General features: G+C 46.5%; 18 protein-coding genes and 2 tRNA genes. 9 read left to right on the top strand and 11 right to left on the bottom strand.

Features of this window, described 5'->3' with window-relative positions:
• Positions 1–409: 409 nt before the first annotated feature.
• The 3 genes from OOT00_RS06595 to OOT00_RS06585 all read right to left on the bottom strand — a co-directional run bounded on the left by OOT00_RS06595 (position 410) and on the right by OOT00_RS06585 (position 3225).
• On the bottom strand, positions 410–1525 hold the full coding sequence (locus OOT00_RS06595) for a type I restriction endonuclease (protein WP_265424521.1): 1116 nt from the start codon (positions 1523–1525) through the stop codon (positions 410–412).
• Between the two features lie 248 nt (positions 1526–1773).
• A complete protein-coding gene (locus OOT00_RS06590; RefSeq protein WP_265424520.1) occupies positions 1774–2127 on the bottom strand; it encodes a hypothetical protein in 354 nt (117 codons plus the stop codon).
• A 237-nt stretch (positions 2128–2364) separates the two neighbouring features.
• The gene (locus OOT00_RS06585) at positions 2365–3225 is read right to left on the bottom strand and encodes a helix-turn-helix transcriptional regulator (RefSeq protein ID WP_265424519.1); all 861 of its coding nucleotides are present in this window, start codon (positions 3223–3225) and stop codon (positions 2365–2367) included.
• A gap of 338 nt (positions 3226–3563) precedes the next feature.
• On the opposite strand from OOT00_RS06585, the gene OOT00_RS06580 reads away from it, so the two are divergent.
• Positions 3564–4142 carry a BRO-N domain-containing protein gene (locus OOT00_RS06580; RefSeq protein ID WP_265424518.1) on the top strand — a complete coding sequence of 193 codons (579 nt, stop codon included), beginning with the start codon at positions 3564–3566 and terminating at the stop codon, positions 4140–4142.
• 676 nt (positions 4143–4818) lie between these two features.
• On the opposite strand, the gene OOT00_RS06575 is transcribed toward OOT00_RS06580, so the two are convergent.
• The 5 genes from OOT00_RS06575 to OOT00_RS06555 form a co-directional block, all read right to left on the bottom strand.
• Positions 4819–5373: a hypothetical protein gene (locus OOT00_RS06575; protein WP_265424517.1), complete on the bottom strand. Its 555-nt coding sequence runs from the start codon at positions 5371–5373 to the stop codon at positions 4819–4821.
• A 68-nt stretch (positions 5374–5441) separates the two neighbouring features.
• Positions 5442–5927 carry an SRPBCC family protein gene (locus OOT00_RS06570; protein ID WP_265424516.1) on the bottom strand — a complete coding sequence of 162 codons (486 nt, stop codon included), beginning with the start codon at positions 5925–5927 and terminating at the stop codon, positions 5442–5444.
• Between the two features lie 853 nt (positions 5928–6780).
• Positions 6781–8070, bottom strand: coding sequence for a Y-family DNA polymerase (locus OOT00_RS06565; protein WP_265424515.1), 1290 nt, complete (start codon positions 8068–8070; stop codon positions 6781–6783).
• Positions 8071–8081: 11 nt separating this feature from the next.
• On the bottom strand, positions 8082–8522 hold the full coding sequence (umuD, locus tag OOT00_RS06560) for a translesion error-prone DNA polymerase V autoproteolytic subunit (RefSeq protein WP_265424514.1): 441 nt from the start codon (positions 8520–8522) through the stop codon (positions 8082–8084).
• Positions 8523–8880: 358 nt separating this feature from the next.
• Positions 8881–8957, bottom strand: a tRNA-Arg gene (locus tag OOT00_RS06555).
• A 72-nt stretch (positions 8958–9029) separates the two neighbouring features.
• On the opposite strand from OOT00_RS06555, the gene tadA reads away from it, so the two are divergent.
• Both tadA and OOT00_RS06545 read left to right on the top strand, forming a co-directional pair.
• A complete protein-coding gene (gene tadA / locus OOT00_RS06550; protein WP_265424513.1) occupies positions 9030–9512 on the top strand; it encodes a tRNA adenosine(34) deaminase TadA in 483 nt (160 codons plus the stop codon).
• Positions 9513–9621: 109 nt separating this feature from the next.
• The gene (locus OOT00_RS06545) at positions 9622–10908 is read left to right on the top strand and encodes an adenylosuccinate synthase (protein ID WP_265424512.1); all 1287 of its coding nucleotides are present in this window, start codon (positions 9622–9624) and stop codon (positions 10906–10908) included.
• 499 nt (positions 10909–11407) lie between these two features.
• Here the strand turns inward: OOT00_RS06545 and OOT00_RS06540 are convergent, their stop codons facing one another.
• Complete coding sequence (locus OOT00_RS06540) at positions 11408–11563, bottom strand: hypothetical protein (RefSeq protein ID WP_265424511.1); 156 nt, start codon at positions 11561–11563, stop codon at positions 11408–11410.
• 391 nt (positions 11564–11954) lie between these two features.
• Between OOT00_RS06540 and OOT00_RS06535 the strand changes: the two genes are divergently transcribed.
• From OOT00_RS06535 to OOT00_RS06525, 3 genes are all read left to right on the top strand, one after another.
• Complete coding sequence (locus OOT00_RS06535; RefSeq protein WP_265424510.1) at positions 11955–13640, top strand: PAS domain-containing sensor histidine kinase; 1686 nt, start codon at positions 11955–11957, stop codon at positions 13638–13640.
• A 164-nt stretch (positions 13641–13804) separates the two neighbouring features.
• On the top strand, positions 13805–14545 hold the full coding sequence (locus tag OOT00_RS06530; RefSeq protein ID WP_265424509.1) for a substrate-binding periplasmic protein: 741 nt from the start codon (positions 13805–13807) through the stop codon (positions 14543–14545).
• Positions 14546–14852: 307 nt separating this feature from the next.
• Positions 14853–15257, top strand: coding sequence for a pyridoxamine 5'-phosphate oxidase family protein (locus OOT00_RS06525; RefSeq protein WP_265424508.1), 405 nt, complete (start codon positions 14853–14855; stop codon positions 15255–15257).
• Positions 15258–15512: 255 nt separating this feature from the next.
• On the opposite strand, the gene OOT00_RS16405 is transcribed toward OOT00_RS06525, so the two are convergent.
• Together OOT00_RS16405 and OOT00_RS06515 are read right to left on the bottom strand one after the other, a co-directional pair.
• Complete coding sequence (locus OOT00_RS16405) at positions 15513–15827, bottom strand: winged helix-turn-helix transcriptional regulator (RefSeq protein ID WP_265424507.1); 315 nt, start codon at positions 15825–15827, stop codon at positions 15513–15515.
• A gap of 199 nt (positions 15828–16026) precedes the next feature.
• Positions 16027–16103 (bottom strand) — tRNA-Pro (locus OOT00_RS06515).
• Positions 16104–16937: 834 nt separating this feature from the next.
• On the opposite strand from OOT00_RS06515, the gene OOT00_RS06510 reads away from it, so the two are divergent.
• The 3 genes from OOT00_RS06510 (at position 16938) to OOT00_RS06500 (ending at position 19338) form a co-directional block, all read left to right on the top strand.
• A complete protein-coding gene (locus OOT00_RS06510) occupies positions 16938–17312 on the top strand; it encodes a chemotaxis response regulator CheY (RefSeq protein ID WP_265424506.1) in 375 nt (124 codons plus the stop codon).
• Positions 17313–17539: 227 nt separating this feature from the next.
• On the top strand, positions 17540–18145 hold the full coding sequence (locus tag OOT00_RS06505; protein WP_265424505.1) for a MarC family protein: 606 nt from the start codon (positions 17540–17542) through the stop codon (positions 18143–18145).
• Positions 18142–19338, top strand: a complete 1197-nt coding sequence (locus OOT00_RS06500) for a multidrug effflux MFS transporter (protein ID WP_265424504.1) — start codon at positions 18142–18144, stop codon at positions 19336–19338. Before OOT00_RS06505 ends, OOT00_RS06500 begins: the two co-directional genes overlap by 4 nt.
• Position 19339: the final 1 nt, after the last annotated feature.

The raw sequence follows: 19339 nt of genomic DNA, 5'->3' as shown, positions 1-19339 counted from the left end.
GAAGGGGAAAGCTCAAAAGAAAAGGGGGCTGACCCCTTTTATCTTTCAGCCGTGCCACCAGTATCAGAGCCACCCCTTGCGATTGCAGGTGCCGCACCGGGTGCAAAAGATACAATCCGGGCTGTGCGGCATGGGGCTGTCGTGGTATCGGCCTTGTCCATGGCACTTGGGGCATTGGCTCGCGTTGTCGGGGATCGCTCCTGTCCCGTTGCAGCCAACGCACCTCGTGCAAAAGATGCATCCCGGACTGTGGGGCATGGAGCTTCGATGGACTTTGCCGGTACCGCCACACTGAAAACAGGCTTTTGCCATGATAAGCACCTTCCTTCACGTAAGAAAAGCAAAAGAAAAGGGGGCAGACCCCTTTTAATGACTTTTGCCCCCTTTTATCATTTTACTCATATTTTACTCATGCTTCCTTTTCTTCAACTGCAGCTGCTTCTTTTTTGTTTATTTCTGCCCCAGTATATTCAGCAATGGTGAGCTTAATCTGATCTGCGAAATTGTATATCTCTGATATCTCGTTAACGAAATGTCGTGTTTCTATTTTTTGCTTAAAAATACCAATGTATTTTTTAGATAACGAATTAAAATGTAAGCGGCAAATTGGCTTCCTATTATTATCGTCAAGTAAAATACCACAGTAACTTTTTGTATCACGCATAACGACCCTGTTAACATCAATCACATCGCGCACAATTGCCTTTACTACATGAAAACCCTCTATTTCTTCTTCCGTTGTAACTATGCCATCTTCTGGAACTTCTGGCTCTTGAGAATCTTTAACATTTTCATCACTTCTTTGATCCTGCACATCATTCAAAGCAGATTTTAAACGGTCATTGATTCTTTCACGGATAAATTGGTTAAGCGCATCTTTCACAATCTTAGTGAACTGTCCGACCACAGCCTGGGTTTTTACACCAGAATAAACTTGCGCTGTAAAAAATCTTACAAATTCATCTGAAGGGTTTGCCAGCTCTTCTGCAAAAATTCGCTTTATGGAACCCGTGTACTTTAAGGCACTTGCTGTTGTCAGAATATAATCTAAATCAAAAGAAGGTTTTGTAAATTTCTTCAGCTCTTCAATCTGATGATCTTCAAAATTCAAGATATTAAACTCAAAAAAAGGCTTCATATCCATTTTATTCTTTTCTTCAATATCAGAATAAAAACGATATATAAGCCCGTTCGTTACAATGCCAAAGCGACTTTCAGTTACCGAAAAATATCGGTATAGTTGTGATACATGCTCTTTATCAAGGTCACATCCTCGCCATTTACATTCAATTAACATGATAATTTTATTGTCTTTTTTTATAGCATAGTCAACTTTTTCACCTTTTTTTGTACCAACATCCGATGTAAATTCAGGAAGCACTTCCAAAGGATTAAAAACATCATAACCGAGAGCATTTATAAAAGGCATAACAAAAGCATTTTTTGTTGCCTCCTCTGTTTGAATATGCTCTATTTGCTTCGGTATTCTGCTTGCAATATCCTTGATTTTATCTATTAAATCCATAAGAATCCCTTCAAATCTGACAACCCAAAATGAGCAGTCCATTTTTCATATTGTTATTTCCAAAGGGTCAGGGCCTTCCTAACTCTTTTCTATCCTATATAGTCACCAGCTAAAACAATGTTCATTCCATAACCAACCATACCATCTTATGCAACCTTTTAGTGCAAGACACAGCGTAATGGAGCCTAGCCCTTTTTCATTATCCAGAAATGAAAAGACTTGATTTGCAAAAAAGGAGCATCTTTTTGCTACCACCGCCCACCGCCTAAATGCGCCCGGCAATGGGATATGGGGTACTGGTGAAGCCGGATATTCGAATTGTGCAAAAGGCTGCCGCCGGGACTGATTTCACAGCCGCTACCCGAATTCGGATCACAGCTTCTTGACATGCTGAACCATTGACCCTGATGCTGGTACATGTATTCAACAAAAACAATATGCGCCCGTATGGTTGTGCTGTTGTAAACCTCACAATAATAGGTCTGCTGCCCCTGACGTACCGCACCATCCACAGCATTGCCTGAAGAATGTGCTGTGAACAGCAAGGGCAAAACACCGATAATACCAAAAAAAACAAATGCTTTTTTGATTTGACTTACCATTGCTGCCTCCTCTTATGTTTGCCGAATATACGGAGGTAGGAGTTATACTGCCACTGCAATTTGTAAAACAGATTCTTTTTTCATACTCCCCCCATCCCTATCTGACAATCCCAAACATACATCAGCCTTAATTTTTTACTATCCGCAACAGCATCTTGACATTCCATTCCGGGCTGGGTATCGTTTTCATGCTGCGGAAAAAATAAAAGGGGTCTGACCCCTTTTATTTTACCTCGGCTATTTTTTCGTCTCTTTTATTTTTTTATCTATATATTCCAAAGCCTCTTTTTCGTTTGGGTGGATGCTTTTTTGTGTAGCGACAATTCTTCCCGCATAATCAAAAACCATAGACAGCCTGTCAGGGTTTTCGTTTTTTAATTTGCCGACAGCAAGCTTAAATCCATGCACTGAAACGAGTTCTATTTTGTTTATAAACTTATCAATCAGGTCCGGAGGCAAGGCCGTGGGCCACAGCAACTCATCTATAGCTGACGCTAAGATAATCCTCTCTTCCCTCCTTGTTTGTCCATCCGCCTTGCTCACATAGTATAGGATCTTGAGGGTGTTTTTTTCATCGTCATAAAACTTTTCCAGTATCCTTTTGGGGGACTTTTCGTATTTGCTGCGTAGGTGTCCGGGGATGTCCGTTACGGTTTCAAAGGTTTCCACATCAAAACATTCCTGTATTCTGTCGATGCGAAAGGTTCTGTAGGCACTCCTCAGGTGGCAGTGTCCCTGGAGGTAGCAGCCGCCATCGTAATATCGTATCTCCACATCCCTACTGGTCTTCTCGTCCTTCCCGTTCACGTACACAATATTAAGGAGGCTGTCCACGGGGATGTCGTGGTGCACATCATCCCAGTATCTGGTTATTTTCGGAGGCTGATAGCTTCTTGTGGGTTCGCTTTGGGTGTATCCAGAAAAAGGATCTGCATCTTGGGGAGTAACCTCCTTTTTTTTGTTATAAAAAAAGAAGGCCGCAACGCCACCGCCTATCAATACAATGATGAGCAGCCCTTCCATTATGATTCCCGAAAAAATAACAAACGCAAAAAATAAAGCAATCAAAACCGCTGCAGGGTTTGCTTTTTTGCCCACAATGAATCCCCTTCTTTAAATATTTGCCTTTATCCAAGCACATGCGCAATCTTTTTTCAACCTTGACTTTCACTTCCTGCATGGTATGGTTTCCATGCTGCGGTAAAAAACCGTAGCCGGGTTTAGCATCCCGAAAGTCAAGGCGTGTAGCGCCACCATAAAAAGATGCAGGCGCATTTTTTGTGTCCTCGCACACCCTTATGGCGGAGCTATATGTGGGCTTCTTCGGAAGCACCGGTTGCCTTGGCCCGGTAATGCTAACCCATATAGCTCCGCCACCCCTGTTTTAGCATTCAGAGATGGCGGATTCCTTCATTTTTTTAGCCAAGGAGCCTGTCATGGAAAACAACCTGCCCACCACCAATTTTATTTTTCAAAACTGTACAATCAGAACCCTTTCTGAAAACGGAGAGATCTGGTTTGTCGCTAAAGATGTATGTGAAGCACTAGGGATCTCATGGACGGGGAAACAAACGCTTGCCTCTATACCCGATGAATGGAAAGGACTCAGGAATTTCCTGACCCCTTCTTCCGAAGACAACCGGGGCGGCGGTGAGCAGCAGCTTATCATTATTAATGAACCCGCCCTGTACAAACTGGCCTTCCGCTCCAACAAACCCACCGCTGAAGAGTTCACCAACTGGGTGGCATCAGAAGTTCTCCCCGCCATCCGCAAAACGGGCCGCTATGGGTCTGCCGCTCCCGTGGCCATCAACTATGGCCATGAAGACCAGATTCTTCTGGCAAGGCACCTTGTGCGGGAAGTGAATGATATGCTGGCAAGCTTAAACACCCTGAGCCAGCTCCATCAGAATATGGTGGTTTCCGTGAACAATATCCTCCGGACGGTAAGCGTACTCAGTCCGGAAGTCCACCATGAGGCCTTTGTTCAGTCCCTCAGGCAGCAGAAATCATAAAGCAAGATAAAACGCTTCGGTATGCGCAACAAAGAACAGCGGCACGCCATAGCGGAAAACAGCGGGGATTATACATGCGCAAGTGACTAAAGATTAAACCCCATAATATGTGGTCAGCATGTAGTCAGACCAGACCCCATGTTTTTTATTCATTAAAAACAGGAAAATAAAAACGTCTTGTAATGACATGCACTTCCGCCACATAACATTCAAGGTCTCCTTAGGGAGGCCTTTTTTGTTGCCTGAAAGTCAATATTCATGCGGGTTTTGGGCTGTTTTTTGCCCTGTTTTAAGTGATAAGCGAAAAGGAAAAAAACCCTGAAAAAAACCTTGTTAAATAACAATCTTTAGCCGTCCGCTAATGAGCCTCTGCCACTAATTTATGAAAGGGGCTGGCACTATAGCTGTTTAACATAATACAAAGACAGATGCCGCTGTTCCCGACGACAAGCGAATCTCCCTCCGGAATGGCAGTGGTTTATTTCTGATGGTGGAAAAACAGAACAGGAACTATGATTTTTCATGTATCCGCTCAACAAAAACAGCAGAAACAGAGGCTGGGGACAAACGCAGCCAGAGAGAACACATATGCCATTAGGCAACCTGCCTATTCCAATGAGGCAAGCACCCATCAGTACACGGTGATGCGGTCGAGGTCTGGCATGAGCCCCTTGTGTCAGGGAATAAAAATTGAGTTGTCAAGCAGTTCATCCACAGCAAGATTGTGGAGAAAAACAATTTCATCTTCTCCATTATCAAGGTACTTTTCCACTTTGACAGGCAGGCCCAGATCGGGATGCACCCATAAAATCCAGACAGTTCCCTCCGTTTCAACGACAACCCCGGCACAAAATAGCCCTTCCACAAGTTCCGGAGGCAACGACGTTACCAGGCCTTCGTCGGCATCTTTTTTTACAGTCCGAAGCAAAGAACCAATATCCGACTGATCCACCGTATGACCTTCGGGATCTGTAATCAGCCTGTTATCAGGAGAAAGCCGTAAGTGAATCAGCCGGTTTGAAAAAGGACGAAGATAAACTCGCTTTTCATCCGGCACATAAATCAAACGAGCTCCTTTGTGGGGCTCCACAAAATCCATCCGGATAAAACCAGGCTTCTGGTAGGCATAATAAATGCGCTTACGCCCGTCTTTACCTTCCGACTCCAGCAGGGCTGTATACGTGGTCAGGGCATCAAAAGACTCCATCATTCTGCCTACAGGATCAGCCACTGCCGTTCCGATAACAGCTGCACCCCAAATAAAGAAAAAAAGCAGATATACATTCCGCACAAAAGACCTCACCGACCAGACCTTTCTGCCAGATAACGGGTAAACCCCAGCTTTCCTTTTACCATGATGCCTTTATGGTTATCACTGAAATACCTTTTTAAAAAAGGAGACAGAAGTGTCAGCAATGGACGGGCAGTTCGAACATGCAGACAAAATAAAACATGGGTTCCTCGTCCATTTTCCTGAACGCGACAGGTACAGACACCATGAATATCTCCATGGATATCTGCTCGAATCAAAACATTCGGGCAGACTTCACGGAGTATGGCCCCCACATCAAGACTGTAAGGCAAAGACCCTCTCCACCGCGTATCATAGCGCTTACCGTTCACATTCACAGGTAAGGTATCCGGAGAAGAGGAAGAAATCAGCCCATCCCACCAAAGCGGCCAGTCTTCCACGTGCACCATCCCTTCCCACACCTTTGCGAGAGGAGCCTTGATATGCCAGGACTCCTCAAAATGATACCACCACTGATCCGAAAATATGATCACAATACCTGCCCGTTCTGTATAAAATAGCCACGACACCTCATGTGTCATAAAACTGTACAACTTAACACTCAATGACCTATGATAAAAGAATACTTTACAGACTCCGCACACAAAAAACCTGCCTCCCCCAGATAAGGTAGTCACGAGATTACCCAAACTGTTTTTTTGTGCCATACTCAGTCAAGACAAGGACTCAAAAGGAGGCTGATTTGACTAGACCAGCACACAAGGCGCCACGACATTTGAGAGGAAGTCTGGAAACCTCGTTTGCCAGGTAAAAAAGTGACTTGGGACGGCATTGTGCGAGACTGTCGACAGTTCATCAATACGGTTTTTGAATTACGCGCACAGGTGTTCCATGGCGATATCTCATCCCCGCTTATGGCGGATGGAGCAATACCCACCGTTGTTTATTCCCTGAAGAGACAAAGGCGTATGGGAAAGACTGCTGGCGACCTTGACAGATGAGCCAAATTATGAATGGCTGATAATCTATGCCAGCCATTGCAAGATTCACCAGCATGCAGCAGGAGCGAGAAGCGGGAATCAAGACAGGAATCACACAAAAGGGTGCTCAACACAAAATTGCATCTGGCCGTGAATGGGCATGGCATGCCGTTCAGGGTTATTATTACAAAAGGTACAACAGTTGATAAGACGCAGGCAGTTGTTTCGATCAAAGGATTTGCCGCTCAGTGCCTTTTGGCTGACCGAGGGGATAACAACACAAATGGCATTGTTGCCCAGGCGGAAAGTCAGGGTTGGAGTCTGTCATTCCACCCAAAAAGAATCGGATGGAGCTTCGTGGCTACGACAAATATCTATTCATTCAAATCAGACACGAGGTGGAGGTTCAGCACCGAATGATGGGAATTGCACGCCAGTCCAACGTATAGTTCGGAGAAACATGGGACTGCTTCATCTTCCAGGGGTTCTGGCCCAGGCCTTGCGATGCGATCAGGACCTTTCCTTTTTTTTCCCTGTTAATCCTGTCCATAATCTCTATGACTTTCTCATGCTGAGGACGGATCAGGCTACTTTCAAAAAGCTGCATCTGTCGGCCTCCTTCTCCGGGTGTCAATACTGACAGCACAACCCCTGCCTTACTGTACGCCTTTCCCTCTTTCCAGATACAGTCAAGCAGCCGACAGGTCAAACCGACCAGATAAAAAGTATCGTCTGAAGGAAAATCCAAGTTGATACCGCAGGAATTGGCATATGAGGTCTTGTCTTTATTAAAACAGCTGGTACGGATAAAAAGATCCACACGGCCGGCCAAAAGTTTTTCAGACCTCAGTCTTTCTGCAACATAGACACAAAAAGAGCTGACTGCCTTTTCCATATCGTCTTTCCGCTTAATGCGCTCTCCAAAACTTCTTGAACAGATCATCTGCTTTTTCAGGCCAGGTGTCTGCTCCAGAGTGAAACAGGGTGACCCATTCAGCTCCTCTACGGTTTGCCCAATTTTTATATTAAAAAACCTCTTAATATTCAAAATGTTGGCACATTTAAGATCAAAAGCAGTCCGGACATTCATTCTGCACAGTTTTTCCTGAGTACGACGGCCAACTCCCCAGACCTCGCCCACCGACACAAGAGCAAGGAGCCTGTCTATTCGGTCCTGCTCTTCGAGAACCACAACCCCTTTGGTTGCCGGATATTTTTTAGCCGCATAGTTGGCAATCTTAGCCAGCGTTTTGGTGCGGGCCACACCGATACTCACCCGAAGGCCTGTCCACATCAAAACCCGTTTCTGAACCTTCTCTGCCAGCCCCTCCATGGAGAGGCCCGGCAGAGGATTTGAGCTGAAGGTAAGGAAGGCCTCGTCTATGGAATAGATTTCCATATCAGGCCAGCAGGATTCTATGGCCTGCATGACCCTGTGTGACAGATCCGCATACAGGGCATAATTGGACGAAAATACGATTATGCCATGTTTTTTCACAAGATGCTGTATCTGGAATGCCGGAACGCCCATGGGAATATCCAAGGCTTTGGCTTCCGGGCTTCTTGCCACAACACAGCCATCGTTGTTGGAAAGAACCACAACAGGAGTATTTTTCAGATCCGGTCTGAAAAGTTTCTCACAACTGGCATAGAAATTATTGCAGTCCACCAGTGCAAAATATTGATCTCCTGCCATGCCGGGTATCCTTATCTGTTTCTGACAGAATGAATAACAAAGGTCACAACTCCGAAAAGTTCCAGCTCTGATTCTTCAGAAAAATAAAGGACAGGATAGCTGCTGTTCAGGGGAACAAGACTTACATCAGGCTCTGAATGGAAGCACTTTACCGTAAACTCCCCATCCACAATCGCTATGACAATATCTTTGTGTTTTGGCTCTATGGATCTGTCCACGATCAGAATGTCACCGGAGCGGATACCGCCATCTTCCATGGAATCCCCGGACACCCGGACAAAAAATGTAGCAACCGCATTGCGGATGCAAAGCTCATTCAGATCCAGGCTGCGTTCCACATAATCCTGGGCTGGAGAGGGAAAGCCAGCACTGACAGATTCAGTGTAAAGGGGAATATGAACCTTCTCATCCCTTACCGCGGCTCTAAAGATATTTTCTTTTTTTATTCTCATTTTTCTAAACTCTGATTTCGTCTGTACTGGACTGAAAGGGCCATGACCATATCAGGGCAGTGAGCGGCATACGCCGACAATAAGACAGGTGCCCATTTAAAAAGATGTGTTATGGGAAGTAGTATCTGCTCTTATGGTGTTCAGATACATTTTTTATAAGGTGAAGGCAATGAGAACGAGGAATAGGATTTCAAGAAGAACAGAAGTATTTTCGAGAATGCTGAAAAAGACTAGATGGTAGCACTACGGCTCAAAAATTATTCCCCTCTTTTCCCTCTGCATCAGTTCAAAAACTGGGATAAATTAAATACAAATAAAAAAAGGCTTACAGCTCTATGCTGTAAACCCTTACTTTTTATGGCGCGCCCGGCACGATTCGAACGTGCGACCTACGGATTCGTAGTCCGGTACTCTATCCAGCTGAGCTACGGGCGCTCAAAACTGAAAGGCTTTATAGAGTAAGCCTTACAGCTTGTCAAATGGAAAATCTGTGTATACACTTTTTTTATGAAAGATGAAGACTACATGAAGCTTGCCCTTGGGGCTGCGGAAAAGGCTGGACAAATGAATGAAGTTCCGATAGGTGCAGTGATTGTTCATAATTCTGGAACTGTGCTTGCCACAGCCTGGAACCGGACCATCAGCAACTGTGACCCTACGGCCCATGCCGAAATCCTTGCCCTCCGGAAAGCAGCAGAAAACCTGGGCAATTACAGGCTGTCGGGTAGCAGTATCTATGTTACCATAGAGCCCTGCCCCATGTGCATGGGAGCTATTATTCATGCCCGCATAGACCGCCTCATCTACGGAGCTGCCGATATCAAATGGGGTGCCGCCGGGTCTTTATACGACCTTGCCACCGACAGACGGTTGAACCATCAGATCAGAGTGCAGTCCGGTGTTCTTGAACCCCTATGCAGAGAAAAAATTCAGAATTTTTTCCGCAGCAAAAGATCAATTGCAAAAGAAGCCAAAAGAAAGCAGGCGTAAACCTGTTTCTCATTGAAACATAAAGGTTAAAAACCCTATTCGACCGGAACCGCTTCACCGGTGTTCCGGTTTTTTCTGGATTTTCTCCGGATAAAGTAAGGAGTCAGACGTGGGCAATATTGTAATAGTAGGAACCCAGTGGGGAGATGAAGGTAAAGGAAAAATCGTTGATCTTCTCTCGGAGCATGCCGACAGCGTTGTACGCTTTCAGGGAGGCAACAATGCAGGCCACACCATGGTTGTAGCTGGAGAAAAATTTGTCAGCCATCTGGTTCCTTCCGGCATCCTTCAGGGCAAAACATGCTACATAGCCAACGGAGTTGTAGTGGATCCTTCCGTATTACTGGAGGAGATTGACTACCTCACAGGAAAAGGCGTGGACATCGGCCCGCATAACCTCCGTATCAGTGAAAAAGCCCACGTGATTTTTCCTTACCACAAAGCCCTCGACAATGCACGGGAGATCAGTGACGGTAAAAAGAAAATCGGAACTACAGGCCGCGGCATAGGCCCCTGCTACGAAGACAAAGCATCCCGCCGAGGTATCCGTTTTGTGGAACTGCTGGATCCCGAGGAGTTTACCGATCGCCTCAGCCTTAATATCAGAGAAAAAAACCACATGCTCACCAGCTTTTTCGGTGCAGATGCCCTAACCGAAGAAAGCATCCATAAAGAGTATACAGACTATGCCCGCCGCCTTGCACCCTACATTGCCAACGTACCCGTTGAACTCGAAGAGCGCATGGACAAGGGAGAGTCCATACTGTTTGAAGGCGCGCAAGGAACCCATCTGGACATTGACCACGGGACCTATCCCTTTGTCACTTCATCCAATACTGTTTCCGGCAATGCATGCGCCGGATCCGGAGTAGGCCCCGGCCGCATCACTGATGTCCTTGGTATTGTAAAAGCCTATACAACACGCGTCGGTGCGGGTCCCTTCCCCACAGAACTTCTTGATGACACCGGAAAGTTCATTCAGGAAAAAGGTGCAGAATTCGGTGCCACCACGGGCCGGACCAGACGCTGTGGATGGCTGGATATGGTCATCATCAACAATGCTGCACGCCTGAATGGTCTTACGGGTCTTGTGATCACCAAGCTTGATGTGCTCGGCTCTCTGCCAGAGCTTAAGATATGCACAGGCTACACCCTTGATGGCAAGCAGATTCGCTACGTTCCAACCTCTTTGAAAGAACTGGAGCGCTGCGTACCCATTTACGAAATTCTGCCCGGATGGGAAGAGGATATATCCGGTATTCTTGACTACGATGCCCTCCCCGAAACTGCCAAGCAGTATCTGCAGCGGATCGAAGCCCTTGCCGGCGTTCCTGTCTCAATTATTTCTGTCGGCCCGGGCCGCGAGGAAACCATTATCCTCCATACCGTATGCTGACCTAAACTGTCTTATTGCCATTAATCGAGTAGGGGTAGTGTAAAAGTGATCATTTCTGCACTATCCCTCTCACAGAACCATGCGTACGGGCCTCGCACCCTCGATCATGTCCATCTTTATCTTCTTTTTACACAGAAAGCCTTACTGTTTCTGCCTGATTCATCAGGGATAAGCCTGTTTTTTCATACCATTTATTAGGTATGGCCCAATGAGTGAGCCGGCAGATGCCTTCGTATCCATGCCATCATAGATCCCACAGTTTTTGCCATTTGCAACCTTGAATCAGTGGCGCAATCGCACAGCAGCGGATTCAGCCCCCTCCGGGCACCTCCATCAGGCCAACCCGCTTCGCACGGCTCGGGCTGATAGCTTTTCCCCTTCAGATCCTTCGGCATCCTGTGAATATTCTCTTTCATCCCGAGGGTAAAGTCTTTGCAGAACTGCCCGTCTGTTCCCGGAGCTCCATTGGCAGACTTCATTTTACTGATGAACACCTTCCTCAACGCCTTTCATGCAGAAGAGGATCATACAGGCTGTACCATCCCATCCGCCATTCCTTATGCTTCGCTTCTTCTTTCAAGGCCTCTTCGCCTGTCCGCTCCGTTTCTTCCACGGAGGGGAATGTGCCCCTATCCGTTTCCAGCAATCTACGCATTTATTTCCCGCCTGCTCCGCTAACAGCCTTTTGCACCAAAAGCCTGTTTCCATGGGTACCTGATACCACATGCCTGTCTGCCGACGACTTGTTCTCCGAACCTGCAGCCTGCATGACTTCCGAAACTTTCGGTTAAACTTCACCCCTTCGCAGTTGTCGACGCTTTTGGCTTCTCCGGCAGCCGCCATCCTTATGATGGTTACGGATTATTCCCGTCTTCTCCCCCACCCCCTTACCAGGCTCCACTGGCAGGGATTACAGGCTAAAAAAAATTTCTGGTGATAACCATTTCTCGCCTCTTCTTTCGAGGCTTTTTGACTATCGGAGTAAAAACGACTATGGTATTTTCAATCCCTACAAATGTGGAGGAAGGCAAGCAGGCTGCCCCCTTATGGATAAAGACACTGGCTCAGTAAAATATGAGGATAAGATGGTGAGTTCACGGGACAACGCCACAGCCACCTGCAATGAGGACAGTCGTCTGGACCAACTCTGTCTGCATCATGCACCGGTCTGCGTTTATCGATTCAATCAAAGCGGCCACATTCTTTATGCAAACCAAAAAACCTCTGATTTGCTTGGCTATTCAGAAGAAGAACTGCTGAGCATATCTATTTTTGACATTGATCCGGACATGAATCCGGAACGATGGATTCACATCTGGCAAAAAATATACAAGGATGGTGCCGTCATCATGGAAACCATGCACCGCAAAAAAAACGGCCATTGCCTCCCCGTCGAAGTGGCCGCCAACCGGATCAACTTTGAAGGCCATGTATATGCACTTGCATTTACTAAAGATATCTCGGAACGAACACACAAGGAAGAACAGCTGGACCTAACCGGCTTTATTTTTGAGAAAGCTTCTTTAGGTATCTTTCTGAATAAAGATGGGGGATATATCGATAATGTAAACGAATATGCCTGTCAGTGTCTCGGCTATACAAAGGAAGAACTCTGCCGGATGCACATTCTGGACATTGACCATGAAAAATCCCACCAAGAGAGTTATGAGCTATGGCTCCGACTCCAGCATGAGGGCCAAATCAATTTTGAAAGCGTTCATCGCAAAAAAGACGGGACAGAAATCCCCGTAGAAATTACCGGAAATTTATTTCAATTCAGCAACAGGCTCTATAGCGTTTCTTTTGTTAAGGATATTTCCGAACGCAAAGCAGCGGAAAAACAGTACCGTAAAATGCAAGCACAAAGGCACAAGTCTCAGCAACTGGAATCTATGGGGACACTGGCTAGCGGCATCGCCCACGACTTCAATAATATCCTCAGTGCCATTTTAGGATTTTCCGAGCTGGCCCTAGGTGCTGCTCCGCCGGAATCAAACATTAACAGATACATATATCAAATTTCTCAAGCAAGCCTCCGCGCAAAGGATCTTATCCATCAAATTCTGATGTTCAGTCAACAGTGCCACCCGGAAAAAGGACCGGTAAATGTCACCAGAACCGTGGATGAGGTCTTACAACTCATCCAAGCCACCCTTCCCGCCAATATTGCAATCAGAAAAACAATCCAAGCAGACATCCTTCCCATTTTTGCCAATGAAATCCATATACACCGCCTTCTCATGAACCTATGTACCAATGCCTGCCATTCCATGAAAGACAAGGGTGGGATGCTGATGGTCAGCCTGCAGGACATCCGTATTGAGGATATGGCTTCAGGGAGTTACCATGGCATCAATCCGGGCAGCTACATCAAAATTTCCATTACAGATTCGGGCTGTGGAATTGCACCTGATATACTGGATAAAGTTTTTGACCCATATTTCACCACCAAAAACAGTGATGAAGGCTCCGGACTTGGGCTATCCACCGTCCAAGACATCGTCATGGATCACGGTGGAGATATCAAGATTGACAGCGAGATGGAGAAAGGCACTACATTTCATATCCTTCTCCCTGCCATTCATGCCGGATCGGCTCTCTCCCTTACCGCACAAAGAGGGCAGCTCCCCACGGACAACGAAGGCATTCTCTTGGTGAATGATGATGCATGCCGGACAAAAGCTGATGCTGCGCCTGGGCTACCGGATGAAATACGGCCAAAGTGCCATTAAAACCCTCGAATCCTGGCAGACTGGTCGCAACAAAAACCCGCCCAAACGATGCCATCGAAAAGCTCACTTAGTCCGGGTTGACACAATCCGCTGTCTCCATTAATCTGATAAAACTTCTCTAATCCTCCACATCTGCCCTGACAACTTTCCATCAGGAGATTTGTATGAAAATGAAAACCACTGTAGTAATGGTATTTTTACTGAGCCAATGGATGCTCATATCGGGAAGTTTCGCACAGACTGTTGTGGTGTATGGACTGGACGCTATGCCTTTATGCGGAGTTGTGGATGGAGAACCTGTTGGTATTACAGTTGAAATCCTCAAAGAGGCAACAGCTTATGGTGCTCCGGATTTTATTTTTCGAATGGATGTTCCCTGGGTCCGTGCTCAGATGCTCGTGCAACAGCCAGGCAGTGAAGTGAATGCAATCATTCCATTTTCACGCTCTCGTCAACGGGAAGATACCTTCAAATGGGTAGGCGAACTGGTCCAGACTCAGTTCCGCTTCTACTCCTATGAAAGAAAAAACCCCATAAACTCCATTGACGAAGCCAGAGAGCTCAACATTGGGGTTGTCCGGGGCCACGCCATTATTCCCCTTCTGCAGCAACAGGGCATTGTTCGACTCGATGAAACGCGCAATGCAGAAATCAACGCGCAAAAACTATTGTACAAAAGACTTGATGCCATGGCGGATTCTGATTTTATTGCCCTGCATAACTGGCGGCAAATTGGTCAGAACACACAAAATCTGCAGGAGGGGATAGCCATAGGTGACATTACCCGTGTCTACATAGCCGCTGGCCTTCACTTCCCTTACGATACAGCAAAAAACATTGCTGATGCCCTGGGGAGAATGAAACAGGACGGGAAAATGGAAGAAATTCTGAGCCGATGGAAATAACACGTCTCCCCACTAACTTTATTGCCCTTTCCCAGCAGCAGCTTTGATAAAAGTATGCTTCGCGTCCGTATGCATCAGCTCACAAAAAATCAGCCCGAAAACCCTTTCAAAGAAGCATCATGGAATCATTCTGTGGAATTTTCTTCCGGTTATAATTACCTGCGCGTTACTATAGTACAGAAAAGTGCCTGCTTTACAGCTCTTTCGTAAAACAATAAACTCAAATATGAGCAGGAATTCACAGTTCACAACCAGCGGAAGCCCAATTGTTAATGGCCATTGACACCAATAAAACATGGAGACTGGCATGATTGATTTCAATAAGATTCTGAAGGATAATACCTACGGTGTACTCGCTACTCTGGATGGCAACAGACCCAGAACGAGGGTTTTTCAATATCTTTTCTCTGATGACAACAAAGTCTATTTTGGAACAACCAATGACAAACCGGTATACGCCCAGATACAGCGCAATCCCTTTGTATCCTTCTGCTCATATTCAAAAGACTTTTCGCCTGTATTATCCGTGAGTGGTAAAGCTTATTTCGTTGATGATATTACACTGAAAGCCCGTGCAATGGAGGAATACCCGTTTATTAAAAAAATGTATACGAGTCCGGACAATCCGGTTTTCGAAATTTTCTATGTGGATGTGGAAGAAATTGAGACTTACAGCTTTGAGGAAGGCCCCAGAAAATACAAATTGAAATAAACTGGGCATGGGAGCTGGCGAACAGTATACTGACCGCTTCCATGTCAAGGCGCCGTCACCTGCTGATACGCGGTTTCCAAACCAAACAATGCACCAAAAAGCAAACCATGCCGTTTTACGACGTTTTGTCATAAAGTAACTTTTGAAGTTACTCAGAAGTTCTTTCCCACTCAACGTAGATAAAAATGCCTGATCGTTATAATCATATCTGAAACTGAAGATACTTTGTCGAGTGCGTTTCGATCTTATAAATAACTACCTCTGAAGATACTCACTTCCCCAGTCAAACATAGCTTCCAAACCCGGGGAGAGACTCCCTCCCAGTTCCGTCAAGGAGTACTCTACCCTCGGAGGTACTTCCCCGCATACCGCCCTTATCAGCAACCCATCCTTTTCCATAGATCGCAGATTTTCCGTTAAAACCTTCTGAGATATTCCTTTCAGCAACCTTCGCATTTCACCCGGTCGCCGGGGACCACCCTGCAGTTCATGGATAATGTAGATTTTCCATTTATCAGAAATCAGAGCTAACGTGACTCCCACCGGGCAAGGATTCAAATTTAGCTGCATGGGTCCATTCCTTTTTTCAAAAAAACCACCATTATGAAAAATAAACCCGGAACTTGTTTCCCGTACCAGGCTCTGGCCGGTCAAAGGCTGCACTGCCAGTACACCCACCTGCCGAACTGCCCATACCAATTTTTCGATTCACTTTCTTACATAAAAAAAAGCCCTGCAAAAACTGCAGGGCTTTCATTCATAACTGGAATGGTCGGGAAGACTGGATTCGAACCAGCGACCCCAGCGTCCCGAACGCTGTGCTCTACCAGACTGAGCCACTTCCCGACACTACCGGAGGTCTTGTACATTAGGGGGCAAAAACTGTCAATGGCTTTTTTCAGACCTTTCCACAATCAGAAAATCCGTGACCGCTGACTTCACAGGCCAGCCATGGGGAGCATGAGCTTTCCTGCAAAACCGGGTACTCTTTACCCTCCACGCCCAGTTAAGGGCTGGGATATGGAACTTTTTTTCAAATCAACAGGCCTTCTGATACAAAAAAACACCTCCATCTTGTGATGCAAGGAGACCTAATTCAGTACGACACTTTTTCCAACAGATAGAAAAATAAAATAACCCTCTTTAAGCAAAAAAACATTGCAAAACCCTAAAAAACACTATATTGATTCTTTTTGTTTTGGATGTACCTTTGCATACAAAAGCCTTACTAAAAGAGTATCATCGAAGCAGCAATGCCTATGATACAGATATGTTATCAGATCTCGAATACCTGCCATACTGCCATATCTTTCACCTCACAAAAAAAGTGAGCCCGTCATTACTATTTACCTGCCTTTATGGCTCGCCCACTTTGAGCCACTGACAAAGCAACGGAAGAACCTTCGGGCTTCCGTTGCTTTTTTTTTTACCGCAATACAGAAAACAAATCCGCTACCAAACCAGACAGACCGGTGCTGTACCACCAATCCATACACAGACATCTAAAGAAGCTTGCCAAAAAAGGATACTTACTATAATTATTTACAAGCAGATTGCAGGTTATCCAGAATCGACATACAACCCATGTACCGGTCTTTCTGCCCCATAAAATCAAAATCACCCATGCGGCGTTTTCTCTGTTGATGAAAAATGCGCACCAATCAGGAGGGCTCTCCAATAATGGATGTTTCAATTAAAATCCTTGTGGTGGACGACTTTGCCACCATGCGACGCATCCTTAAAAACATTCTCAAGCAACTGGGGTTTACCAACATCACCGAAGCGGATGATGGTACGACAGCCCTGGAGGCGCTTTCCAAAAACAGTTTTGATCTCATCATATCAGACTGGAACATGCCCAAAATGACCGGCCTGGAACTCCTCAAAAAGGTTCGTTCTGACCCTGCCTATAAAAATATTCCCTTCCTGATGGTAACAGCAGAAGCCCAGAAACAGAATGTGATTGAAGCTGTACAAGCCGGAGTTTCCAACTATGTTGTGAAACCCTTCACCGCTGAAGCCATTGCAGAAAAACTGGAAAAAATTATTGCCTGATCATCCGGCAGAAGGGCAGCGACTTTTCCATACGGATAAAAATGGAAGACTGCCCTTCTGTCTTTTTTATTCTCGTCCTTGTGGACAATCCTGCCCAAACAGCAAAAAACCGTCCGCATAATCGCCACGAAACAACTATCCCCTTCCCACTCAGATCCTTACCGGATACAAGAAGTTGGACCTGCAAGAAGCCGGATACAAAGGCTGCACCTGCCATTGGAGTTTTCATGCTACAAAATTTCATCAACCTTTACCTGAAAATATTTCTCCTTCTCACCCCTTTTTTTGTTTTATCCGTTTTTCTTTCCATGACCGCCGGCATGGCAAATGGAGAACGCCGTAAAATTGCTTGCAAAATCACCATTGCCGTGCTGATTGCCTCTTTTATTCTTTTTTTCTTCGGCCATTACATCTTTCAGATCTTTGGTATTACTATCGATGCTTTCCGCATCGGTGCAGGGGCCATTCTTTTTCTTTCCGCCGTCAGCCTGGTTCGCGGACCCGCTCCCGGTCCCTCGCTCCCGGGTACGGAAGGTGACTTTTCCGTTGTTCCCCTTGCTATCCCCATTACCGTAGGGCCCGGCACCATAGGCGCCCTCCTTGTTATGGGTACGGGGTATCAGAGTCTTAGCGACAAGCTTATGGCCTGCCTCTCCCTAACCGCCGCTGCCCTTTCCGTAGGCGCTCTTCTGTGGTGTGCAGGTGGTGTTGAGCGCATCATCGGCCGCCTTGGCCTCTCCATACTCACCAAGCTCACCGGACTCTTCGTTGCTTCCATCGCTGCCCAGATAATTTTCACCGGAATCCGAAACTTCATGGGGCCACTGCCATGAAAAAAAACACCATGGGCCATCTGATCGCTCTCATTGCCCTTCTATCGGCGTTTCCTCCCCTTGCCACAGACATGTATCTTCCGGCTCTTCCCACGCTGCAACGCCAGTGGAATCAGCCCCTCAGCACAGTCAACCTCACCCTTGTGGGCTTTTTTGTCACATACTGTTTCTTTTTGCTGGTTTACGGCCCCCTTTCCGACAGGTTCGGCCGCAAACCGCCCCTTATGGTCGGCATTATCATTTATGTAATTGCCTGCTTCCTCTGCGCCACTGCCCCATCCATTTATCACCTGATTCTTTACCGCGTACTTCAGGCATCCGGTGCAGCAGCCGCGTCCGCCATAGCCCTTGCCATTATCAAAGACCGCATACCGGGCCTGAAAAGAGAGCAGGTTATGGCGCACGTTGCCATCATCACCGCGATGGCTCCCATGATCGCTCCCGTAATCGGAGGCCTGCTCATGATGCGGTTTTCATGGCCATGGATTTTTATTCTGCAAGGAGTCCTCGGCATCATCTCCCTTGGCGGTGTTCTCATGATGGAGGAATCGCTCAAAAGAAACGATCAGACACCAAGCTCTTTCCTTCAACGATACATCGGTGTTCTCAAAAACCGCCGATTCATCTCTCTTGTTCTGGTCATCTCCCTTGTGGGACTACCGCTCTTCAGTTTCATCGGCGGCTCTTCCTATATCTATATTACGGCCATGGGCCTCTCAGAAAGCACCTTTGGCTTCCTTTTTGGCGGTAATGCCCTCTGCTTTATGATCGGGTCCTTCTGCTGCTCCAAACTCGCCCCTCGTATGGGCGGTATGCGCCTTATCACCATAGGTTTTTCCGGCATGCTGCTCGGCGGCCTGGGGATTCTCTTTCTGCCCTTGTCCGGGCCTGCAAAAATGGCCCTGCCCATGGCTTTCATAACCTTCTGCATCGGACTGAGCCGCCCTCCATCCAATAATATTGCCCTGGAGCAGGTGGATGTGGATGCGGGCAGCGCATCCTCCATTCTGATCTTCATCTACTTTGTCATGGGAGCCCTTGCCATGGCCTTCATATCACTGGACTGGGCTGATAAAATCCGGACTATAGGTTTAATGGCCACATTCAGTGGCGGTACATGCCTGCTCTGCTGGCAGCTTCTGAAACCCCACATACGCCTGCCGGTCATCGAAGCAGGCGCACAACGGGTATAGC

The organism is Desulfobotulus pelophilus, assembly GCF_026155325.1.
Lineage (GTDB): Bacteria > Desulfobacterota > Desulfobacteria > Desulfobacterales > ASO4-4 > Desulfobotulus > Desulfobotulus pelophilus.
Note: the sequence above shows the minus strand (reverse complement) of the source record. Positions and strands in the feature narration are given on the sequence as shown.